The organism is Vibrio sp. RM-69-4 (assembly GCF_024743775.1).
Taxonomy (GTDB): Bacteria; Pseudomonadota; Gammaproteobacteria; order Enterobacterales; family Vibrionaceae; genus Vibrio; species Vibrio anguillarum.
In genome coordinates, this window is the sequence record NZ_JAMQXI010000031.1 from 35405 (window position 1) to 56919 (window position 21515).

A 21515-nucleotide genomic window follows, 5' to 3' on the forward strand; every position below is an offset into this window, starting at 1 on the left:
TTACCCCAATCCTTTCATCGAATGATGAGGTGCAACATAAAGCGGTAAACGAATATAGACGCAGGTTCCTTGACCTATCGTCGACTGAATTTCAATTTTCCCGAGGTGCTCTTCTATGATTTCTTTCGCAACAGATAATCCAAGTCCTGCACCATCACCGATACGCTTGGTGGTAAAAAAAGGATCAAAAACGTACACTAAATCTTCCGGACAAATGCCTTTACCGTTATCGCATACCGATAGACAGACACTCGATTTATTCTCGATTAATAAGCTGTTTTCCATATACAAGGCGACATTGACTTCACCATCAGTATGAGAGAATGACTGTAACGCATTGACTAACAAATTAATCAGTACTTGTTGGAGCTTATGGGTTTGCCCTAGAACATAAAATGGTATTTGAGGAGGTTCATAATTTAAGCGTGCTTTCAGCTTCATTTCACCCAACACCATATTAGTTGCAGAGCTAACCACGTCTCTTAAATCGACCATTCCAACTGATAATTTGGACTCGTGATAATACACATTCAAGCTCGCTACAATGTTTTTAATACGCGAAAGCCCCTCTAAACTTTCCACAATGATAGACTCGCTATCATCAAGTATTTCTGCCAACTGACGGTCGTTGATCTGCTGGATCTCTGGGTGTGCCTTCACTTGGGCAAGATAGGAACTTAACGTGTTGAAATTACTCATCACAAAGCCGAGTGGATTATTGATTTCATGCGCAACACCGGCGGCCAATTTACCTAAAGAAACCCTTTTTGCATCTTGCTCATTTCGTTGAAGATCACTACTGCTCTCCCGCATAGACGACAGTAATTTTAAGGCCATCTCAACCAGTAACATGCCTTCTTGGATTTTTTCTAATTCACTTAAGTCAAAAGCATTCAGCGTTGTTCGCGCAAGAAACAGGCTATAGCGCCGCGTCGGAGAGGAGACGGAAAAGGTAACGCCACTTTTCCAAGCAGGAAAGTCATTGTGATAGTCTGAGAATTTCCCCGCATCATTGGCTAAATCAGGGAAGTAACTAAACTCCGTATCGGCTAAGACCGGGTATGTGCCTAACTTCATTGCATCGGTGATTGGAAAACTAGAACGCAGTATCTTGAGCCTCTGCTCAGAATTGTAAGAAAATAGCACGATATGTGTATTAGGGAATAAAGGCTGAACATGAGTAATAAACTGATCTAACTTGTCTTCTTGTGATTGATTTGAAAACATAACTCCTAGCAAAGAAAGTACGACGTAGTGAAATGTTGAGTCCAAGCTGTGTTCTTCTTGAAAGCGTCTATTTTCTTCCTGTTGCTGGGTTTTACTCACATGCATACTCCCTAATCAAATAACGATAATTTTCACTCTATTGCTAGTGTAGCCAATTCGATTGCGTCTATTGGCAACGTAATGATGAATTCAGTACCTTTATTCACTTCGCTATGAACTGCAATGGTGCCTTTATGACCATTGATGATCCCGTACGAAACTGATAAACCTAATCCTGTGCCGGACCCAACCGCTTTGGTGGTAAAGAAGGGTTCAAAGATGCGATCTTTAATCGCATCAGGAATACCGCTTCCCGTATCTTTAATGCGAATTTCAACCTGTTTCTCATTTAACTTGGCTAATGAGATGGTGATGGTGCCTTCTCCGACAATCGCCTGACTTGCATTGACAAGAATATTAAGAAGGACTTGGTTAATCTGCATCGGCTGGCAATACACTTCAGGCACGTTTTCTTGATATATTTTCTCTAAAGTAATGTTGTATTTGATTTCGTTATTGATGATTTTCAGCGTTGATTCGATACAGTTTTCCAAATTTGCGTAGCTCCATTCAGAACCATCAACGTGTGAAAACTCTTTTAAATTTTTCACAATGGCCATTACTCGAGATGAACCTTCTAGTGATTCTGAAATCAAATCAGCCGTATCTTCTAAAATAAAATCAATCTGTTTCTCTTGTAGTAATGACTCACACTTTGCAGCTAAAACGGTATTATTTGCTTGTGAAACCTGTTGTTTTATCCCTTCTAAAACGGCGGCTAGCGTTTGAAAATAGTCACTCAGTGTTTGAATATTGGATGTGATAAAACCCACTGGATTATTGATCTCATGAGCAATGCCTGCCGAAAGCTGCCCAATAGAGGCCATTTTCTCTGATTGCAGTAGTTGTCCTTGTGCATCTTCGAGTTTTTTAATCAACACTTTTTGCGCTTGATGTTCTTGTTCTAATTGATAAGAAATGCGCTTAAGTTCCTGCTGCTGGCTAGCTTGTATCGTTACATCATAGACACATATACAAACATGCTCGATGGTCCCATCTTCACTATGAATAGGGATGATCTCCAAATCTTGATACATCTGATCTTCTTCGCCCGATACAGGGCGGGAGCTTTTAAAGGGCAGTAGATGAGGCTTTTGCTCCCAGCTACTAAAGCTTGAAGTTTCAATCACCAATGCCGTATCAATTTTTCGTTTAAGGTAGTCTGCGGAATGGGGAAATAGTTCAAGTATGTTCTTTCCTTGCATCACATCACCATCAAAAATGACTCGGGATTGGAAATAGTCATTAGCTTTCACGATAATGTAATCCTGCCGTACTATGCACAACGCAAAAGAGAGTTGATCCAGCAGATCAGAAAGCAGTAAGCGGCTTTTTCCCATTCCAAACTCCTACATCAACTCATCGAGGTGAATGAGTACCTTATCCAATTCGTTGTCTGCAAAACAGATGATGGTTTTAGCAGAGAATGACGCTTTTTCGACTAAAAAAGAGATTTCCATAATTAAAGATAGCTTCCACTGAGAAATGGGGAGCGGCTGTGTTGACGGATAAAACAGCACTGGAGACTGAATTTTAGTTTTTATGTCTATTTGCTGACATAGACCCTTTAGACTTGCACCAGATAAAATATTCGAGATATCTAAAATGCTCTCTTCTAGGCTCACGACATCTTGAGCATCACCTGTTGATTGTTTTAGATCGCTCACTATCTGTTCACAGCCTTTTCTGCTCATTAAGGTCACTAACTCACCATCCATGCCACCAAAAAAAGACTGCCGAGTGTAGTAATAATCGGTTTCATAAGATTGCAGTTGCGCTAAATCCTCATCCGTTGCCACTCCAATACTGGGTACAGATATAGTGACGTGTAAATTAAGCAAGGTAGCCAGTTTATTTGCTGCTCTGCCCATTGAGATATTCATAAATTCTTGTAGGGCGTCTTTATGGTCTTCTGAAAGTGCCATTGTCATAATAGTCCTACCTCGTGCAATGTTTGTTTTAGCTGTGCTGGGTCAAGTGGTTTTTGCAAAAAGGTGACTGCACCGAGTTCTCTTACGCGCTGCTGAGCAAAAGGTTGAATATCGGCACTAATGACAATGACAATACTTTTAGCATCAATGCTATGCAGATATTCTAGAACTTGGAAGCCATCCATTTCTGGCATGGTCAAATCTAAAAACATCACTTCAGCGCACCCATTTTGGTAATTGACTAGGGCTTCTTTGCCATTTTGGGCTTCGTTGATTTCTACATCCCACTCTTCAGGAATCGCCCTCATTACCGCTTTTCTCGACATCTTTGAATCGTCTGCTATTGTAATTTTAATTGCCATGCTCGCTCCCTCTAACCAAAAAAGTAATTATATAATTACTCAATAAATATGGGTTTTAGCTCAACTAATACGCTTGCAATGGAACTCGGTACACCGTCAATCAGTGTTTGGTAGCTCTCATTTTCCTTACATGCTTCTATACGATTTGCAAGCCCCACAATACTGCCAAGTACAACAGATTTGTCATCTGAAAAAAAATCACTCTTACTTTGATTAAGAACGATCTCTCCAATCTCTGAACCGTATCCCCATATCATCAGCATGTATGCCGTTACTATGTAGTAATCAGCATATTCTTGTTGAAGCTCTAAGAAAGAATCAACATTATGGATATCAGCGCCTTCCTCCATCAAAATCAATTTTCCGATTGCGGTAAGCAAGCTTGAAACAAACACCCGATCTTTATCTTGTAGGGAGTACCCCAAGTTTTTAGCCAGTAAACGGGATATATAGCTCACCCTCAGCGCCTGTTCTGAAATATCTTGGTGAGCCTTTTTTGAAACTAAACTGTTAGCGTGATGGCTCAATAACGATATGGCGATGCTCTCCACTAAAGTCGCGCCTAAACGTCCAACAGCTTCCGATAGTGAATCTGTGGTTCGACGAAAACCTAAGTAAGAAGAATTGGCAATTTGAAACACTCGTGCGACTAATACAGGCTCATGGCTAATGGTGTCTGCGATTGATTGAAGATCACAAGTAGGAGAGGCAATAGTTTGTTGTAAACGGTGTATCGAATTGGGTAACACCGGAAGATCTTTCAAGCTTCCGAGTTTAGTTCGACACTCACTGTTAAACGGCATTTGATAAAGACGTTCGGTACATTCAAATAAGCGTTCAAAGTCCTCTTGTGTGAATGGCTTAGGCAGTACGAAGTGGGAATACGCATGCGCTTTTTGAGGCAAATTCTCCTGCGTATTCCCAGTTAAAAGAGCTCTCACTACTTGCGGGTAAGACTGCTTTACCTCTTTTAAAAGCTCATCGCCACATTTATGCGGCATGAGTAAATCTGAAATGATAATGGCTGGCGGTTGGCAATTATGCTTATTCCATTCTGACAACCAATCTAGTGGCTCTGAAACGAGTATAATTTCCCATTCTGGACGAATACGCCTGATCAAACGAGCAATGGCTTTAAGCATAAAAACATCATCATCTATGCACATGACTTTCAAATGTACTTTTTCCATTTGATTCTCACTTAGCTTCATCGTTTTATTTATTCATATATTGGTTGATTTCGTCCAACAACAGCTTACTTTGATCATTGATCGAACTGATTGAAAACTCGGTGTCTTGAGTAACATTGGTTAGATTATCAGTTGCGGCTTCAAGTTTCTGGAATTCAGATGCTAATACATCCGCTCCGACAAACCGAGATGACGATTTCATGGTGTGTGAAATGTGGTGAATCACCTCAACTTGGTTGCAACAAAGCGCACTGCTAAGTTTGTTCAAAGCTTCCAACAGGCTTTTTCGATAGCCGCACAGCATCTCATTCACATTCTCTTCACCCACCATGTCCGCCACCCTATCTGGTGAAAAATACTGCAATCCGTCCATAAAGTGCACCCATAAGCCAAAAAAGTTGATATATGCATCCTGACTTCTAATCCAAAGCGTTAGTACTAGTGTAGACCATATTGCTTATGTGCTAACAAAAAAGAGCGAGTGAAGTGTGTGTATTAGCTTAATGCTGCATTGGTAACATCGTAAGAAATAAAGCAATTTCTACCTTGATGCTTTGCTTGGTACAAGGCTTCGTCGGCCAGATTGTAAATATTAGCGATAGACTCAGTACCATTCGGCGTTAACGAGATGACACCTTGAGATAAGGTGACATGATCGGCAATTTCGCTGTATTGATGAGGATAGTGTGCTTTAATCATTGATTGTTGGATTCGCTCAGCGGCAATCAGTGCTTGTTCATAATTGGCATTGCCCAGCAGCACTAAAAACTCTTCACCGCCATATCGCCCTACATACTCACCAGTACGCACAAATAACTGATTCACCGTTTGCGCAATGGTAATCAAGCAGTTATCTCCTTCTATATGGCCGTAGTTATCGTTAAATCGTTTGAAATAGTCCACATCGATTAAAATGAGGCTCATTGGAAATTTGTGCCGCCCATGCCAGCTGATCATCTCTTTAAGTTTATCGTCCATAAATCGGCGATTGAAGAGCTGCGTTAAACCATCTTCATTCGCTTGCTGCTGCAAAACTCGATTGAGTTCTTCCAATTTGACTGTCGCTCGCTTCAGCTCTCGACGCATGCTGGCAATACGCTGCATCGCGAGTAATTTGGAATTAAGCACAAGCTTATCAACTGGCTTGGTTAAGTAGTCATCCCCACCTGCCTCTATCGCTTTAGCAATCATCGATGGTTCATCATGTCCACTTAAAAAGATAATCGGCACCCATTCATGGTGTTGTAAACGTATTTTTTTCGACAATTCAAAACCATTCATTCCGGGCATCGAAATATCCATCAAAATCAATTCTGGATCAAATTTTCGATAAATATCCAGTGCCGCTTGTCCACTGGCAACCGCTTCCACGTGATGACCGAGCTGTTTAAGACGAATGGTGAGTTGCATTCGATCCAGTTGTACGTCATCGACCAGTAAGATCCTCATAGAAGAGCCCGAACTTACCATCTGTAACCCCTTTAAATTTCAATCATATGCTTACGTATAACATAGATTTATTCACTTTCTTTGTTTAATTTTGCGCACAATATTGACTTTTCGCTATAAATTTTTAGCATGTAGCTTTTCCCCTAAAGAGATATCTTCATGTCTGAAGTAAAGCAAACCGAACAACCTGTAGTGGACTTAGACGCCATCTCGCCAGAATTGCGCCAAGTAATTGAATTTGATCAAGTGCCACAAGAGATGTACTACATGGTCGTGTCTATACATGAAGTCTCTGAAGAAGCGGTACGCGAGTCTTGGAACTCTCTACCAGCCAGTGCGCAAAATGTGTTGGATAATTTTGAACAGTTTCATGCGTTGATCTCTGTTAGCCAAGCTTTTGCTGGTGTCAATGTCATGGAGGAGTTCCCAACATTGAATTTACCGAAAGAGATGACAGACCAAGATAAAGAAGAATACCGAGCAGAGCTTCTTGATCAAGTGCTGCATAACTGTGTGAAAGATATGGTTAAACAGATCAAAAAAGCACGCCGCGACCCGATTCTAAAACGCGACTTTAAAGACGTGTTTGCAAAATAAAACGCACACCATTGAGCATAAAGCCGTCAATTTTATATGACGGCTTTTTCTATTGAACCTGAACTCGAGATAAGAGAGGCTTAGGTTATTGAATCAATACATTAATAATGAAAAATATTAATGCGTTAAGACGATATCACGCTGCGACACGCTCACGCCTTTAATTTGCACATACAGAGAATCACCAACATTCAGTTGTAGCTCATCGGCCGCCCATTTGGTTACCGCAGCCCACAGGTAACACCCTTCGCCTAACTTGAGTTTTATCCCCACACTCTGTTTATCAGTACCTAGAGGCTGCTTTTCAAGCTGGCAAATCTGCGCAGGCAGAATATTACGAATTGACGTCCGGTTTGGCTTATCAAGCGCCACCGAAACATCATTTGCACGGATCTGTAATCGCAGTGCAGAGCCTACCTCGCCTTCCACATATTGCACCCAAAGTTTGACATCATCTGCAAGCGAGACTTGTGTGAGCGCATAATCTTTGTTGTGCTGGCAGATGTGGGCAGAAAACAGACTGCTTTGGTCGGCAAATGATTGCCAAGGTCGCATATAATTTGAAGACCACACTTGCTCTAGCTCACCGTTTATCAGCACAGCGCCCTGCTCTAACACAACTAAATGATTAGCCAGACGCAAAATTTCATTCATGCTGTGCGTCACATAGAGAATTGGAATGTGCACGCTATGAGCCAGCTCTTCCAAAAAAGGCATCACTTCACGTTTGCGCGGCATATCGAGCGATGCCAACGGCTCATCCATCAATAAAATATCTGGCTTGGATAATAAGGCTCGGCCAATCGCTACTCGCTGTTTCTCCCCACCCGATAAATCATGCGGATAACGTGTAAGTAATGGCGCTAAAGCCAATAATTTTACGATGGCGGCGAAGTGGTCGGCATCCTTTTTTGTGACACCGTAGTTTAAATTGCCATGAACGGTGTAATGTGGAAACAATCGAGCATCTTGAAAAACGTAACCAACATTGCGCTTTTCAACAGGCAAGTTAATCTTTTTTCGTTGGCTAAATAGGATGCGGCCATTGATCTCGATTTCACCAAGTTCAGGCTTCACCAATCCACTGATAATATTGATGAAGGAGGTTTTCCCCGCTCCTGAACGCCCGAAAACCGCACAAATACCACGGCTTGGTAAAACCAAATCCGCATTAAGCTTGATATCACCTAACTGTTTTTCAAATTGAATCTTTAACCCACTCATCATTGAGTCCCTAAGCGCCGAGTCATTCGGCGGCTAATCACTTCAGAAATGAATAACGAAGCCAAGGCAATCGCGATGGAGATAATACACAAACGCATCGCTTCCATTTCGGCTCCTGGCGTTTCTAAAAAGTTATACATCGCAAGAGGAAGCGTTTGTGTTTCACCGGGAATATTGGACACAAAGCTAATGGTGGCTCCAAACTCACCTAGGCTGCGAGCAAAAGAGAGCATCGCGCCAGTGATCAGCCCGGGTATCGTTAAGGGTAATGTAATGGTCAAAAAAACTTTGAGTGGTGAAGCGCCTAAGGTTCGAGCCGCTTGCTCTAACTTAGGATCGACGCTTTCAAGGCTTAAACGAATCGCACGAACCATCAAGGGCAGTGCGATGATGACACACGCCAACACGGCTCCACGCCAACTGAAGCTGAAACGCAAGCCAAACATATTATCAAACCACTGTCCAATTACGCCTTGTTTACCCATGGTGATCAACAGAAGATACCCCACGACCACTGGCGGTAAAACGAGCGGCAAATGCACTAGGCTATCCAATATACTTTTACCCCAAAACTGCCTTCTGGCGAGTAGCCACGCAAAAAACATTCCCAGCGGTAAGAGCCAAAGCACGGTATAAATCGCGACTTTTAAGCTCAGTTGCAGTGCAACCCATTCGTACTCAGAAAGCAAAGGAATCCGTTCCTGTCATCACGCTAAAACCGTAGTTCTGTAAGATACTTTTTGCTTGATCGCTGCGTAAAAAAAGCATGAATTGATTCACCGTATCACGCTCAGTCAGCTGCACTAAAGGATAATGGATGGCGCTGTGTAGGCTTGAATCAAATTCGTGTACCACTTTGACCTTATTGCTCATCAATGCATCCGTCTTATATACAATACCAAGTGCGGCTTCTTGACGTTCCACTAGCGCAAGCGCTAAACGTACGTTATTGGTTTGAGCCAGCATAGGGGCGAGCGACGACCACACTTTTAACTTTTCTAGTGCCTCTTGGGCATACATTCCCACAGGCACTGCCATTGTGTTACCTATCGCTAAACGTGAACCGTTCAAGGCGTCAAGCCATGTCGCAACATCATTTACCGCCAGCGAATTGAGCTTCGACGATTGAGGGGCGATAAGCACCAGCTGATTTCCAGCCAACAATGTGACCTTATCGCTCGTCACAATGTTCTTGTTAAGCAAGTGAGTAACCCAGTTATCATTGGCTGAAATGAAAATATCCGCTGGTGCACCTTGCTCAATTTGACGAGCAAGCGCGGATGAACCCGCATAAACGGGCACAATGTCTAACGGTTGTTTCGGCTGGTAAGCCGCAATCAATTCATTAACCGCATTCGTCATGGATGACGCTGCATAAACAGTGATTTTCTCTTGTGCATAAACCGCCGTGCAGCACAGCATGGCGACGATAGAGAGCAGTATTTTTCTCATGTTAACGCTCCGTTAATTCTGGCCATAATAAGGCCAAGTTCAAATGCTCTTCAATCGCATCCGCAATGCGGTTAATGGCTTGTTCTTTTTGCGCCACATGATCGTAATAACTTATATCAGCGGCACCAGCCCAGCGACAGATAAGCTCAGTTGCGGGAAAACCATCAAAAATTCCGTGCATGTAAGTCCCCAACACTTGCTGGCAATCACTTAATAAACCATCACGGTTGCCATTGTCTAACGTGATGATTGCTGAGGATAATGCATCATCGAGCGTTGTGCGTCCAACGTGGATCTCGTAGCCTGAGACCTTCGCTTTACCTTGCGGTAAAATAAGCTCGCCTTGAACATTCCTGAGCGTTTTTTCAGCGGTGAGTTCTGTACTGACGTTCAACAACCCCAGTCCTTCACTTTCGCCCGCTTCACCTTCAACGCCGAGTGGATCGCGAATTACCCGACCTAACATTTGGTAACCACCACAAATGCCCATCACTTTGCCTCCGAAACGCAAGTGACGTTTGATATCCTGATCCCAACCTTGTGAGCGAAGATACGCAAGATCGTCTCTTACAGATTTACTGCCCGGAAGCAGAATCAGATCCGCATTTTCGATCCGTTCACCCTTTCCCACATAACGCAAGTCAACATCAGGATTTAAACGCAACGCATCAAAATCAGTATGGTTACTAATACGAGTTAACACTGGCACCACAATATTCAATTTACTGTTGCTGCTGAGGGTTTGCGCTTGAGTGATCGCATCTTCAGCTTCTAAATCAAAGCCATGTAAATAAGGCAGCACACCAATAACGGGTTTACCCGTTTTTGCTTCTAACCAATCAAGGCCAGATTGCAGTAACGCAATATCACCTCGAAAGCGGTTAATCACAAACCCTTTTACACGTAGCTGTTCCGATTCAGAAAGCAGTGCTAACGTGCCATACAGATGAGCAAATACACCGCCTCTATCAATATCGGCAATGATAATTACAGGTACATCGGCCGCTTCAGCAAACCCCATGTTAGCAATGTCGTTTTCGCGTAGGTTGATTTCAGCCGGGCTTCCCGCCCCTTCAATCATGACACTTTGATACTCGGCTTGTAACCGAGCGTAGGAATCAAGCACAGTATTCATCGCGACTTTCTTATAATCGTGATAACCCGTTGCTTCCATATTAGAGAGCGCTCTGCCTTGCAGGATAACCTGCGCACCCGTGTCTGAATTTGGCTTGAGTAATACAGGGTTCATGTGTACCGATGGCTCAACGCCACACGCTTGAGCCTGAACAGCTTGCGCTCTCCCGATTTCGCCACCATCGGCCGTCACCGCACTATTGAGCGCCATGTTTTGCGGCTTAAAAGGGGCTACTTTTATTCCTCGACGTGCTAACACTCGGCATAAGCCTGCAACTAGCACACTTTTTCCAGCGTCGGAAGTGGTGCCCTGCACCATCAATGACCTTAATGTTGATTCCATATTAACTCTACGATAGGCGTTTGCTGGTAATCATACCGTCACAGCTGCTACTCACTCAATAAAATGAATGGAATATTAATGTTCCGCTCAGAGTGTGTTCAACATCTTAGTGTTTAAATCGCTTCATCAAAACAACAAACCCATAGAGGAATTAAAAATGAAACGTACAACACTAGCCCTAGCAGCTTCGATGATTATTGCTCCTGTTTTCGCTTTTGCAGGTAACCATAACCAAAACAGTAATACCATCAATTACAATGGTCCTATCAAACTTACGTCCGTGGAATCGTTGCTAAAAGACACCAATATGTTTACAGAAAAGCATGTTGTGGTTGAAGGAAAGTTGATTCGTCAAATCAGAAAAGACACATTCGTATTCAGTGATGGCAACGGTGAGATTCAAGTAGAACTGGATGATGATATCCACTTCACAGCACCACTCAATGCCGAGACTAAGGTTCGCCTTTATGGCGAATATGAAGGAGGACTGACACCTGAAATCGAAGTGGATCAGATCCAAGTTCTATAATCATTACTGTTTATTGCTCTCTTGATGGTAAAACACAAAAAATAAGATGGATTTTTTTGTGAAAATGGCCTGTAATTTGCAGGCCATTGCTGTATCTTATTCAGCTTAATTTTCATCTTTTCAGGACGAAGCGTACATGTATAAAAAAGCGTACTCACTAGGCCTAGTCGGTTTGTCATGCGTTCTTTCTTTCTCTGCGCAAGCTAACAATTTTAATTATAACTTTTTTGAAGTCAGAACCGCTATCAGCCCTGAATCCTCAGGTGCAGAATTTAGTACTTATTTAACCGATAATACACATCTGGTCGCTCGTTACGATTCGAGATTTGACGGAGATTGGGATGCCGCTGGCGGAATTGGCTTTAACGGTCCAATAAACCAATTTGCCGATGTCTACGGACAAATGCTTGTTCACCACATTAGACCTACCGATGAACAGGGTGGCAAAAGCGAAACCCAGTTGGAGTTTAATATTGGCAGCCGGATCTGGTTATCGAGCCAAATTGAAGCCAATATTAAACTGGGTAAGAACGATGAACACTCGGTATTTTGCGCTGGATTACGTTTTCACTCTACCGAACAATTATCGTTAGGAGCTGAAACCAAAAACAACGGCGTTTACGGCCCACAGATCGTCATGAATGTTCGTTTTCAGTTCTAAAACGTAAAGCGGCCTTCAGGCTTAAGCGCATAATGCTTCTTCGCTACTTGTGCGCTTCTTTTTACTCTTTGTATCAACAGAATTACCCCACAAATTTGATGTACTCCACGATATCAGATATTTGGAAGCGACTTCTCATATATCAGCGATATACTATGCACTCAATAACTTATATGTGCCGCTATGTTTCGCTCTTTCTATAAATACTTAGCTCAATGGCTATTTGTTAGTGTCGTGCTTGGGGTTGTGCCCTTTCTTTATTTCGTCAAAGAATTCGACAAAGCTCATGAACAAACTGTGCAAATGATCGAACAAAAAAGCCATGCTCAACTCGAATACAATAAGCACGAACTGCTTACTGCGTTTAATGACGTTTACAATTCCACTCAAATATTGTCAAACAACACCATGTTGTACAGCGCATTACGTCTTCCCTCCACCGAAAATATCGAAGCGGTACAGGCGTTTTGGTTATTAGCAGCTCGTATTCAAACCCTTTATTCTCGGCTCAGGCTTTTTGATATAGCGGGTAACGAATTAATTCGCGTGAATCAGAGTAATGGATCAACAGAAGCAGTACCAAGATCACAACTAAAAAACAAATTGCACCGAGACTATTTTCAGTATGCGCAAAACCTTTCCCCAAACCAAATTGGGATCTTCGGTGTTGATAGTGAAAGAGAAGAAGAAAATTATGGTACTGCTCCCCAGATAACCGCAGTATTTAGGATTATTGCACCAATAGATTTTGATGGAAAAAGGCAAGGCTATTTTGTAGCAAATCTTAACTTAACCCAATTGTACAAAAAATTTAACCAGAGTTTAAATTCACTGAGTCGCCCAGACATCATCAGTTTCAAGGGTCAGTATATTCATCATGAAAATGAGATCTTATCTCAGCAAGAAAACCCGTCGAAATACCACCTGCTGAATATTAACAGTGTCGCCCCTATACTATGGAAAAGTATGCAAGAGCAAGCTTCTGGCACGGTATGGGATAACAACTGCTGGTATAGTTTTACTCAAGTTCCTTTGCAATCCATATTCCCAGAAATGGAGCCAATTTACCTAATTCAGTCATTAAATGGTGATGCGCTCAATAAATTGCTTTCTGCCACAGAGCTAAAAATTGGCTTTCAAGCAGTTGGCATCGCGCTATTAGTAATGACGATTGCCGCCGGTTTTATTCGTTGGAACGCAAACCACGATAAAAACAGTATCGAGAGCAAACTGGCTAGGGCGGCGATGAATGGTATGTCCGCTATGGTGATTACCGATCGTAATAACCGCATTATCAAAGTAAACAATGAGTTTACCCGGATCAGCGGCTACACCTTAGCCGAGGTAAGAGGTAAACAACCTTCCGTTTTTTCCTCCGGTAAGCACAATCAAGCTTTTTACATGAATATGTGGAAAGTGCTGCAAGACGAAGGGTTATGGGAAGGTGAAGTCATTAATAAGCGTAAAGATGGCTCAATGCAAACCGAGATCTTACGTATTCAAACCATCCGTGATTCAGACGGAATTATTCAGTTTTATGTGGCCTCCTTTGTTGATATTAGTCATCGCAAAGAGCTAGAAAATCGCCTGCGTGAGCTCAGCGAGAAAGATGCGCTCACCAACATTTGGAACCGCAGGAAATTTGATCAAGAAATGCGCTCCGAATGCTTACGCGTAAAACGTTACCAAGCTCAAGTGCAGTCGTGCTTAGCGATTATTGATATCGACCATTTTAAACGCATTAATGATAAATTAGGCCACGCAGAAGGCGATAAGATCATTCGTTCTGTCGCAACACAATTAAGTGAGCACCTAAGAGAAACGGACTTTTTAGCTCGCATCGGAGGCGAAGAGTTTGCCATCATTATGCCTCATACACCACTGGCAGAAGCTGAGTTGGTCATGCACCGTTTACGAGTAGCCGTTCACTTAAATCATCGTTTAGAAGTGTCGATCAGCGGTGGCATCACTGACATTACAGAAAAACCAGAAGAAGTGTATAAACGGGCCGATATTGCATTGTATGAGTCAAAAGCTTCGGGGCGTAATCTTGTCTCGGTATTGACCAGTGTCGAGATGGAAGAATTTGCTTAACAATTAGTACCATTTAAGTGCATCGAGAAATAAAATGGGTTTATTTTCGTGCAATTATCGCAAACTTAGTTTGTAACGTATTGTTCGCTATCATTTTTACTTTTGGCTTAAAACTTGTACTACTCTCTAATATGGTAAATAGATTGCACATATTTAGGGAGAAATAAGATGCAAGAAACACTAACCGTTGTGTTAGCAGGTGGCGTCGGTTCGCGGCTATCTCCGCTAACCGATGACAGAGCAAAACCTGCTGTACCCTTTGGTGGAAAATATCGAATCATTGATTTTACACTCACCAACTGCCTACACTCAGGGCTGCGAAAGATTTTGGTCCTGACTCAATATAAATCTCATTCATTACAAAAACATTTACGTGATGGCTGGTCTATTTTCAATCCAGAACTCGGCGAATTCATTTCTGTGATCCCCCCGCAGATGAGAAAAGGCGGAAAATGGTACGAAGGAACGGCGGACGCTATCTATCACAATATGTGGCTACTTTCACGCAGTGATGCCAAACACGTCGTTGTTTTATCTGGTGATCATATCTACCGGATGGACTATGCCTCTATGCTCGAAGCTCATAAGCAAAAAAATGCTGCACTGACTATCGCCTGCATGGATGTCCCAAGAGAACAAGCTTCTGCCTTTGGCGTGATGAATGTGGATAATGACTTCAAGATCACCTCATTCATCGAAAAACCAAGTGACCCACCCTCCATGCCTAATAATCCGCATCGCAGCTTAGTTTCTATGGGGATCTACATTTTTGATATGGAAGTATTAAAAAGTGCTTTGATTAATGATGCTGAACTGGAAAACTCGAGTCACGATTTTGGCAATGACATCATTCCCAAATTGATTGAAAGCCATGCTGTTTATGCGTATGAGTTTTGCGGTGACCGGGGGCGAGTCGCTAAAGATTGTTACTGGCGAGATGTCGGAACACTTGATTCTTTTTATAACGCTAACATGGATTTACTCGAACCCGTTCCACCAATGAACTTATACCAAAAAAACTGGGCCATTCGAACATACGAAGCGCAATACCCACCTGCGCGCACGGTTTCTTCTGCAACAGGTAACGAAGGTATATTCATTAATTCGATTATTTCAAACGGTGTGATTAACTCTGGAGGTTCTGTACAACACTCCATTATTTCTTCAAACGTCAGAATTGATGATGGTGCAACAGTGGTCGATAGCATTTTATTTGATGATGTTGAAGTCGGCGCAGGGTGTCAGCTCATAAGGTGTATTATTGATAAACATGTAAAAATCCCTCCACATACTCAAATTGGCTTAAACCCAGTTGAAGATGCCCAGCGTTTCCGTATTTCAGAAAATGGCATTGTTGTGGTACCCGAAAGTTATCAATTCTAAACCTATATTTTTTTGCCCACTCAATTTATCCCTCATTAAAATGAAGCCTTAGCACACGCTAAGGCTTCTTACTTTACACTGAGTTCAAAACATACCGATTAATCACGCTCGGTTATGGGCACGTTGTTGCATCCCAAAACCAATTTGACTGAGTCGGTGACTCCCAAACGCCAGGGTTGTTTTTGGCAATAAAACATTTCCCGTTGTAAATCACAACATCGCCAGTTTTCACCTGTGTGGATCCGGGAACCCAAGTAATGACATTGCTAGGATTCGTGGTACCACCGGTATCGCCACCGCCAGTATCTCCACCGTCACTGCCACCAGAAGATAGGTCAGCAAGTGGAAGATCCGGTTGTTCAAACTTGAAGGCGTAATCGACACCATTAATGTTTACGCTGTAATTTGCAGGCCCAGAAATAGGCAGATAGTAAACCATATCCAGTTCATACACGCCGCCTGCGGGCAGAGCTTTCCAGTTCGGTAAACTAAACGCTACGCGGTGCATGACGCCGTCTAAACCACCGACGTTGTTGGCGCGAGTATGGCCAGAAGCAATCACCTTCAAGCCACCACCAGATTGGTCTTTAGCATTATCAGGTGCAGATACGGGGATATCAAACTGGAACTCAGTACCACCTGGGATCTCTTGACCTGTGTTGTTAGTAAAGCTGATTTTAGGGTTGATTGGGTAGTTTTGATCACCCACCTTAAATCCACCAACGGAGACCACGATGTCTACGGTTTCACTGGCAATCGTTCCTGTTGCAAGCGTGTTGCCATAAGGCGTTGCCGACTTAAACTTGTCATAAATTGCTTTCGTCATGGTATTACCCATGTGGTATTCGCCATTTCCGCTTGCACAAGCTTGCTCTGTTGAATCCACTTGAGTGCGTTGGCCATTAGCATCCAATACATAACAGTTATAATCGCCCGCTAACTCCCAAAACATGATGCCGCCGATCTCTTTATCGATGACATAATCGGCTTTGGTGTTGATAGACTCTTTATCTTCAGTTGATAAGAACACCCCTTTATCGGCATTCCACAGCCAAGGCGCGACGGCAACGCTGTCGTAGTGACGTTGGTAAAGACCGACAAGTTGATCGGCAGGCTCATTCACTGGATCAAGGTTATAAGCTTGGGCGTAAGAGCCCCAAATCCCCTTCTCTAGGTTTTTGGCATGCCACATTGGGTTTGAACCTGCGCCCATCTCGTTTCCTTTCGGATCGGTGTCGTGCCACATGTTGTCAATACCCACCGCGCCGTGGCCACAGTTGTTTTTCTCACCCTCACCAGTGCCCGGAGCACATTCAGCTTGGTTAGGTAATGCCGCTCGCCCCCATAAACCATTCTCTCCACCCGTGACACCTTGCCAGCCGCGCGTGTAGTAAGGAACGCCGATATTGATACGCCCTGCGGGCATAGAACCGCGGAAATAATGATAAGCCCAGTCAGTGTTGAGGTAACCAATACCACCGTATTGAGCCGTACCATACACGTTCCACTGTGCTAACTCTGAATCTTTACTAGTATCGTACAAAGCCGCGTTGTGACCCACGTGATCATTCCATGCGCCGTGTAAGTCATAAGACATGATGTTCACATAATCAAGATACTGAGTGACATCAAATGTCTCCATACCACGCAATAGATAACCAGAAGATGGTGCTGCGATCGTCAGCATGTAATGGTGGCCATCTTGTGCCGATGCTTGATCAAGCTTCTGACGTAGTACCTTCATTAACTCTTGGTACGACGCCCATAAATAAGCACGGCGAGGTTCCATAATCGCTTTATCATCTGGATTACCTGCGCCCGCCATTGAGGTTGGATATTCATAGTCGATATCGACACCATCGAATTGATATTTACGAATCATTTCAACAGCCGATGTTGCAAATTTTTCAATACCAGCGTGGTTGATAGAGCCATCCGCGTTGGTTGTCATCGTATAAAAACCACCATCGGCGACACGGTTGCCTGCCGTATCAAAGTGCCCGCCAGTTTCAGCCCAGCCTCCGATAGAAATTAAGGTCTTAACATCAAATTTTTTCTTCGCTGTTGCCAATGCACCAAAATGACCTTTAAAGCCTAATGCAGGATCAATCTCAACCCCTGGCCACTCTTTGCCCACTGCCGCATTATTGGGATCGTTCACATCGCCTACATTCACTTTGCCATCGGAACCTATGCTGACGAAGGCATAGTTAATGTGCGTGAGCTGCTCCCACGGGATGTCTTTTACAAGGTAAGCCGATTGCGGATCATCACCCGCACGCCAACTGGTGAAATAACCGATAACACGACGTGGATGATCCGCCCCCATGATCTCACGACCTTCCGCATCGTAAACAGTGCAATAAGGTACATTCACACCTTCGGTTTGATATAAACCATCAGGACGACAATTATTAGCTATTGGCGCGCCATTGACTGTTAAAGTCGCTAACGTGGAATCTGTCGTCGCACCAAGGTTATCAGTGGCGCGTGCAAACACCGCCAAGTTACCCGCTTTTGTCGCGGTGTATTCTAAGGTATACGGAGCACTAACAGCTGTTCCAACCAGCGTTCCCGCAACGAAGAAATCAACTTTATCGACGCTTCCATCAGTATCAGCAGCGTTTGCGGTTAAGGTGACTAAAGCCCCCACGTCAACGGAGACCGCAGAGAGCGTAATATCAACAGTTGGAGCCTGGTTGCCTGGTTGTTGTGCCTCTTTCACCGTTAAGGTCGTTGCACTTTTCACGCTGGCATCACCTTTATCATCGATGGCTACAACACTGAATTCATGCTGACCAGCGGTTGCGACCCACGTGGCTTTATAAGGTGCCGTGGTGACTATATCCACAATTGCACCATCGACAGAAAACTCGACTCGAGCAACGCTGCCGTCACTATCGGTTGCGTTCGCACTTAATATTACGGTATCACCGACAGCAATCACATCTGCTGCGGAAGGTGAAGAGAGATTCGCGGTCGGTAGCTGGTTCTCACCACCGGAAGTGGCGCAAACATCCAACACTTTCCACTGGGCATAATCACCAGAAAAGTTGGCTGGATCGTTACCTTGAGTCCAATAGTTAGCTTGGTAGGCGGTACCACTGTGCTGAACCTTGTTACCGCCAGTATAAACTTTTGACGATCCCCAAGGGCTTAGTGTCGTGCAATCAACGGCTGCATAGCTGTTAAAAGCCATCAAGCAAGAGGCCGTTAAAGTGCTCAGTGTAAAAACACCCTTTGCCACTGTCCTGTTGTTTAAATGCATAGCTGCTCATTCCTTAAGTTATTGTTTCACTATAAAAAGCCTCGTATCAAGAAGAAACCAGACTTTAATTCTCACGTGAAACAACTGTAGGACAGAGCGATAAATAAGCACCTCAATTTGTTCAAATATCAAAAATCACTCGCAACAAGTTGCACTATTTCTGCAAAAGAGACATCGTTATTTTGCATCAACAACTAATTATTAGTTAATTTTCCGATTCTAAAAAAAGCGCCGAAATCAGAACAATATACGGGCTACCTGCCGGTTATTTAACTTACACACTATCAAAAAGAGCAAAAAATATGCAACAACACTAATTGTTACAAAAATGTAGAGTTTAACTTTATGCGCTATTTCTAACGCTGTACTCCTCTTGGGGTTTCATTAAAATGTCGCTTATATTCTCGACTAAACTGAGATGCGCTGGCATAACCAACTAAACGAGCGGCATCGTTCACACGCTTGCCTTCCACACGAATCAGCTCTTTCGCTCTGTTAAGCCTGACTTTTTTTAAATATTGTAAAGGAGATTCTAACGTCACCAGCCTAAAGGCGTGGTGAAATGCCGAAACACTCATGTTGGCTTCTTCGGCGAGTAACTGAACGGTAATGGACTGATCATATTCTTGATGTACTTTACTCAACGCTTTGGCTATCCGGGCGTAGTGTCCTTCTTGATGAGCGAGATCAAAAAGCACATAACCGTGCTCGCTGGTTAATGCCCGAAACACAATCTCCTCGACTAAGCTTTCGCCAAGCACTTTAGCTTCAAGATCATCAACCAATGCAGACATCAAACGAATCGCACTTGCTTGCATCTTTGCGCCCATTTCTACTGATTTCAGCCCGCATTTTGATTTGTCTATGCAATCAGATAAAAAACCAGCAGCCTCAAGTCGATCAACCTGTTTAAGGAGAAGTGAGTGATCGATATTAATAGTCAAGCCCAATAACGGTTCACTTTCTGACGCAAAAGCTTCGCACTCAAGTGGTAAAGGTACCCCAACAACCAAGTAATCATTAGGGCCATAATTTACGGGTTGGCTACCAATATGAATGCGTTTATGTCCTTGCCCCAACAATATGATACCGGATTGATACACAAGGGGTTGTCTACCATTACCGCGGCTGCTGCGATAAAACAATACGCTCGGCACTGCCGTTTGGTGAATACCTTCCAAATGATCTAAAGATTGTTTTTCAATGTATTGCTGCATCAGTTGCGCCAGTTTACTCATAATGCCCCCTTATCAAAACTGAAGGAAGAATACGACAATTAGAGAATTAGGCAATTAATTTCGAGAAATTGGTCTATATTGACTGGATAATTAATACTAATATGCACATCGTAAAACACTGCCTTGGAGGCGCCGCCTCCTTTTCTATAAGCAAAGGTGAGAATAATGAAATTTACTTATGTTAACCCTACTCTAATTCACTTCGGCCAAGGCCAAATCTCGGCAATCAGTCAGGCGATTCCAACTGACCAAAAAGTACTGGTGATCTACGGTGGCGGTTCGATCAAAAAAAATGGTGTTTATGACCAAGTCGTGAGTGCACTCACTGACCACCAATGGGTCGAGTTTTCAGGTGTAGAAGCAAACCCAACCAAAGAAACCTTAGATAAAGCGGTTGCTATCGTCAAAGAACAGGACATCGACTTTATTCTTGCCGTGGGTGGTGGTTCGGTTATCGATGGTTCAAAATACGTTGCCGCGGCGGCTAAGTATGATGGGGATGGCTGGGACATCATGGTGGGTAAACATCAAGTTACTGAAGCTACGCCTATCGGTGCAATTCTGACTCTGCCAGCAACCGGTTCTGAATCCAACATGGGTGCGGTCATTACCAAAGCACAAACACAAGACAAATTGGCCTTTATGGCTCCAGCGGTACAGCCTAAGTTCGCAGTGCTTGATCCAGATGTAATGAAATCACTGCCTGAGCGCCAGTTGATCAACGGTATTGTTGATGCTTGGGTACACGTCTGTGAGCAATATTTAACCTTGCCAACCAATGCGATGGTTCAAGACGGCTATGCCGAAACTTTACTTAAAAACTTGCTGGTATTGGGTCAACAATATGACCAGCGTGATAATGATGGATGGCGAGCAAACCTGATGTGGACAGCGAACCAAGCACTAAATGGCCTGATCGGTACTGGCGTTCCACAAGATTGGGCGACTCATATGATTGGTCACGAGTTCACCGCATTATGGCATGTTGATCACGCCCGTTCGCTAGCGATTGTGCAGCCTTCCCTACTGCGCAATCAACTTGAGAACAAACGCGCTAAACTTGAGCAAATGGGCAAAAATGTCTTTGGACTCAATCAAACTAGCGATCTTGCCTTACGCACAATCGATGCGATTGAAGCCTTCTACCACAGCTTGAATGTTCCAACTCAATTTGCGGATCATAACAGTAGCAAGCAAGCGGCCATAGACGCAGTTATCGCTCAACTGAACGCACATGGAATGCTTGTTTTGGGTGAACAGCAAGCCATCACGCTTGAAAAATCACGGGAAATTTTGGAACAAGCTATCATTTAGCCTCATTTTTTAGACGAGTG

General features: G+C 43.4%; 18 protein-coding genes and 2 pseudogenes. 6 read left to right on the plus strand and 14 right to left on the minus strand.

The features are described 5' to 3' along the window. The 8 genes and pseudogenes from NB504_RS03175 to NB504_RS03205 form a co-directional block, all read right to left on the minus strand. A complete protein-coding gene (locus tag NB504_RS03175; protein ID WP_258428257.1) occupies nucleotides 1–1332 on the minus strand; it encodes a sensor histidine kinase in 1332 nt (443 codons plus the stop codon). Between the two features lie 26 nt (nucleotides 1333–1358). After that, nucleotides 1359–1958: pseudogene (locus tag NB504_RS18490) on the minus strand (sensor histidine kinase); the annotation flags it as partial. Nucleotides 1959–2023: 65 nt separating this feature from the next. Then, nucleotides 2024–2666, minus strand: a pseudogene (locus NB504_RS18495) (PAS domain-containing protein); the annotation flags it as partial. A 9-nt stretch (nucleotides 2667–2675) separates the two neighbouring features. Next, nucleotides 2676–3257 carry a chemotaxis protein CheC gene (locus tag NB504_RS03185; RefSeq protein WP_013867877.1) on the minus strand — a complete coding sequence of 194 codons (582 nt, stop codon included), beginning with the start codon at nucleotides 3255–3257 and terminating at the stop codon, nucleotides 2676–2678. Then, nucleotides 3254–3619 (minus strand): response regulator, encoded by a 366-nt coding sequence (locus NB504_RS03190; RefSeq protein ID WP_019282209.1) that lies wholly within the window; start codon nucleotides 3617–3619, stop codon nucleotides 3254–3256. Before NB504_RS03190 ends, NB504_RS03185 begins: the two co-directional genes overlap by 4 nt. Nucleotides 3620–3654: 35 nt before the next feature. Continuing rightward, the gene (locus NB504_RS03195) at nucleotides 3655–4830 is read right to left on the minus strand and encodes an HDOD domain-containing protein (RefSeq protein WP_019282210.1); all 1176 of its coding nucleotides are present in this window, start codon (nucleotides 4828–4830) and stop codon (nucleotides 3655–3657) included. Between the two features lie 4 nt (nucleotides 4831–4834). Beyond that, on the minus strand, nucleotides 4835–5140 hold the full coding sequence (locus NB504_RS03200; protein WP_026027203.1) for an Hpt domain-containing protein: 306 nt from the start codon (nucleotides 5138–5140) through the stop codon (nucleotides 4835–4837). A 164-nt stretch (nucleotides 5141–5304) separates the two neighbouring features. After that, nucleotides 5305–6279: a diguanylate cyclase domain-containing protein gene (locus tag NB504_RS03205; protein ID WP_258428258.1), complete on the minus strand. Its 975-nt coding sequence runs from the start codon at nucleotides 6277–6279 to the stop codon at nucleotides 5305–5307. Nucleotides 6280–6417: 138 nt separating this feature from the next. On the opposite strand from NB504_RS03205, the gene NB504_RS03210 reads away from it, so the two are divergent. Continuing rightward, nucleotides 6418–6855, plus strand: coding sequence for a DUF3069 domain-containing protein (locus tag NB504_RS03210; protein ID WP_017046416.1), 438 nt, complete (start codon nucleotides 6418–6420; stop codon nucleotides 6853–6855). 117 nt (nucleotides 6856–6972) lie between these two features. On the opposite strand, the gene modC is transcribed toward NB504_RS03210, so the two are convergent. Genes modC through NB504_RS03230 form a run of 4 tightly spaced genes read right to left on the minus strand, consistent with a single transcriptional unit; the run spans nucleotide 6973 to nucleotide 11008 of the window. After that, entirely contained in the window at nucleotides 6973–8079 is a 1107-nt protein-coding gene (gene modC, locus NB504_RS03215; protein ID WP_258428278.1) for a molybdenum ABC transporter ATP-binding protein ModC, read from the minus strand. Then, complete coding sequence (modB, locus tag NB504_RS03220) at nucleotides 8079–8768, minus strand: molybdate ABC transporter permease subunit (RefSeq protein ID WP_258428259.1); 690 nt, start codon at nucleotides 8766–8768, stop codon at nucleotides 8079–8081. Before modB ends, modC begins: the two co-directional genes overlap by 1 nt. Then, complete coding sequence (modA, locus tag NB504_RS03225) at nucleotides 8758–9531, minus strand: molybdate ABC transporter substrate-binding protein (RefSeq protein WP_258428260.1); 774 nt, start codon at nucleotides 9529–9531, stop codon at nucleotides 8758–8760. Before modA ends, modB begins: the two co-directional genes overlap by 11 nt. Nucleotide 9532: 1 nt before the next feature. Beyond that, nucleotides 9533–11008: a cobyric acid synthase gene (locus NB504_RS03230; protein ID WP_258428261.1), complete on the minus strand. Its 1476-nt coding sequence runs from the start codon at nucleotides 11006–11008 to the stop codon at nucleotides 9533–9535. Nucleotides 11009–11165: 157 nt separating this feature from the next. Here NB504_RS03230 and NB504_RS03235 point away from each other — a divergent pair, with 157 nt between their 5' ends. The 4 genes from NB504_RS03235 (at nucleotide 11166) to glgC (ending at nucleotide 15675) form a co-directional block, all read left to right on the plus strand. Next, the gene (locus tag NB504_RS03235; RefSeq protein ID WP_258428262.1) at nucleotides 11166–11537 is read left to right on the plus strand and encodes a YgiW/YdeI family stress tolerance OB fold protein; all 372 of its coding nucleotides are present in this window, start codon (nucleotides 11166–11168) and stop codon (nucleotides 11535–11537) included. A gap of 136 nt (nucleotides 11538–11673) precedes the next feature. Next, nucleotides 11674–12198 carry a hypothetical protein gene (locus tag NB504_RS03240; RefSeq protein WP_017046411.1) on the plus strand — a complete coding sequence of 175 codons (525 nt, stop codon included), beginning with the start codon at nucleotides 11674–11676 and terminating at the stop codon, nucleotides 12196–12198. 183 nt (nucleotides 12199–12381) lie between these two features. Beyond that, nucleotides 12382–14292, plus strand: a complete 1911-nt coding sequence (locus NB504_RS03245; RefSeq protein WP_258428263.1) for a diguanylate cyclase — start codon at nucleotides 12382–12384, stop codon at nucleotides 14290–14292. A 168-nt stretch (nucleotides 14293–14460) separates the two neighbouring features. Continuing rightward, a complete protein-coding gene (gene glgC, locus NB504_RS03250) occupies nucleotides 14461–15675 on the plus strand; it encodes a glucose-1-phosphate adenylyltransferase (RefSeq protein ID WP_019282217.1) in 1215 nt (404 codons plus the stop codon). A 112-nt stretch (nucleotides 15676–15787) separates the two neighbouring features. On the opposite strand, the gene NB504_RS03255 is transcribed toward glgC, so the two are convergent. After that, nucleotides 15788–18943 carry a chitinase C-terminal domain-containing protein gene (locus tag NB504_RS03255; protein WP_258428264.1) on the minus strand — a complete coding sequence of 1052 codons (3156 nt, stop codon included), beginning with the start codon at nucleotides 18941–18943 and terminating at the stop codon, nucleotides 15788–15790. Nucleotides 18944–19299: 356 nt separating this feature from the next. Further along, complete coding sequence (locus NB504_RS03260; RefSeq protein WP_013867892.1) at nucleotides 19300–20181, minus strand: AraC family transcriptional regulator; 882 nt, start codon at nucleotides 20179–20181, stop codon at nucleotides 19300–19302. Between the two features lie 165 nt (nucleotides 20182–20346). Here NB504_RS03260 and NB504_RS03265 point away from each other — a divergent pair, with 165 nt between their 5' ends. After that, nucleotides 20347–21495 carry an iron-containing alcohol dehydrogenase gene (locus tag NB504_RS03265; protein ID WP_026029117.1) on the plus strand — a complete coding sequence of 383 codons (1149 nt, stop codon included), beginning with the start codon at nucleotides 20347–20349 and terminating at the stop codon, nucleotides 21493–21495. Nucleotides 21496–21515 lie beyond the last annotated feature (20 nt).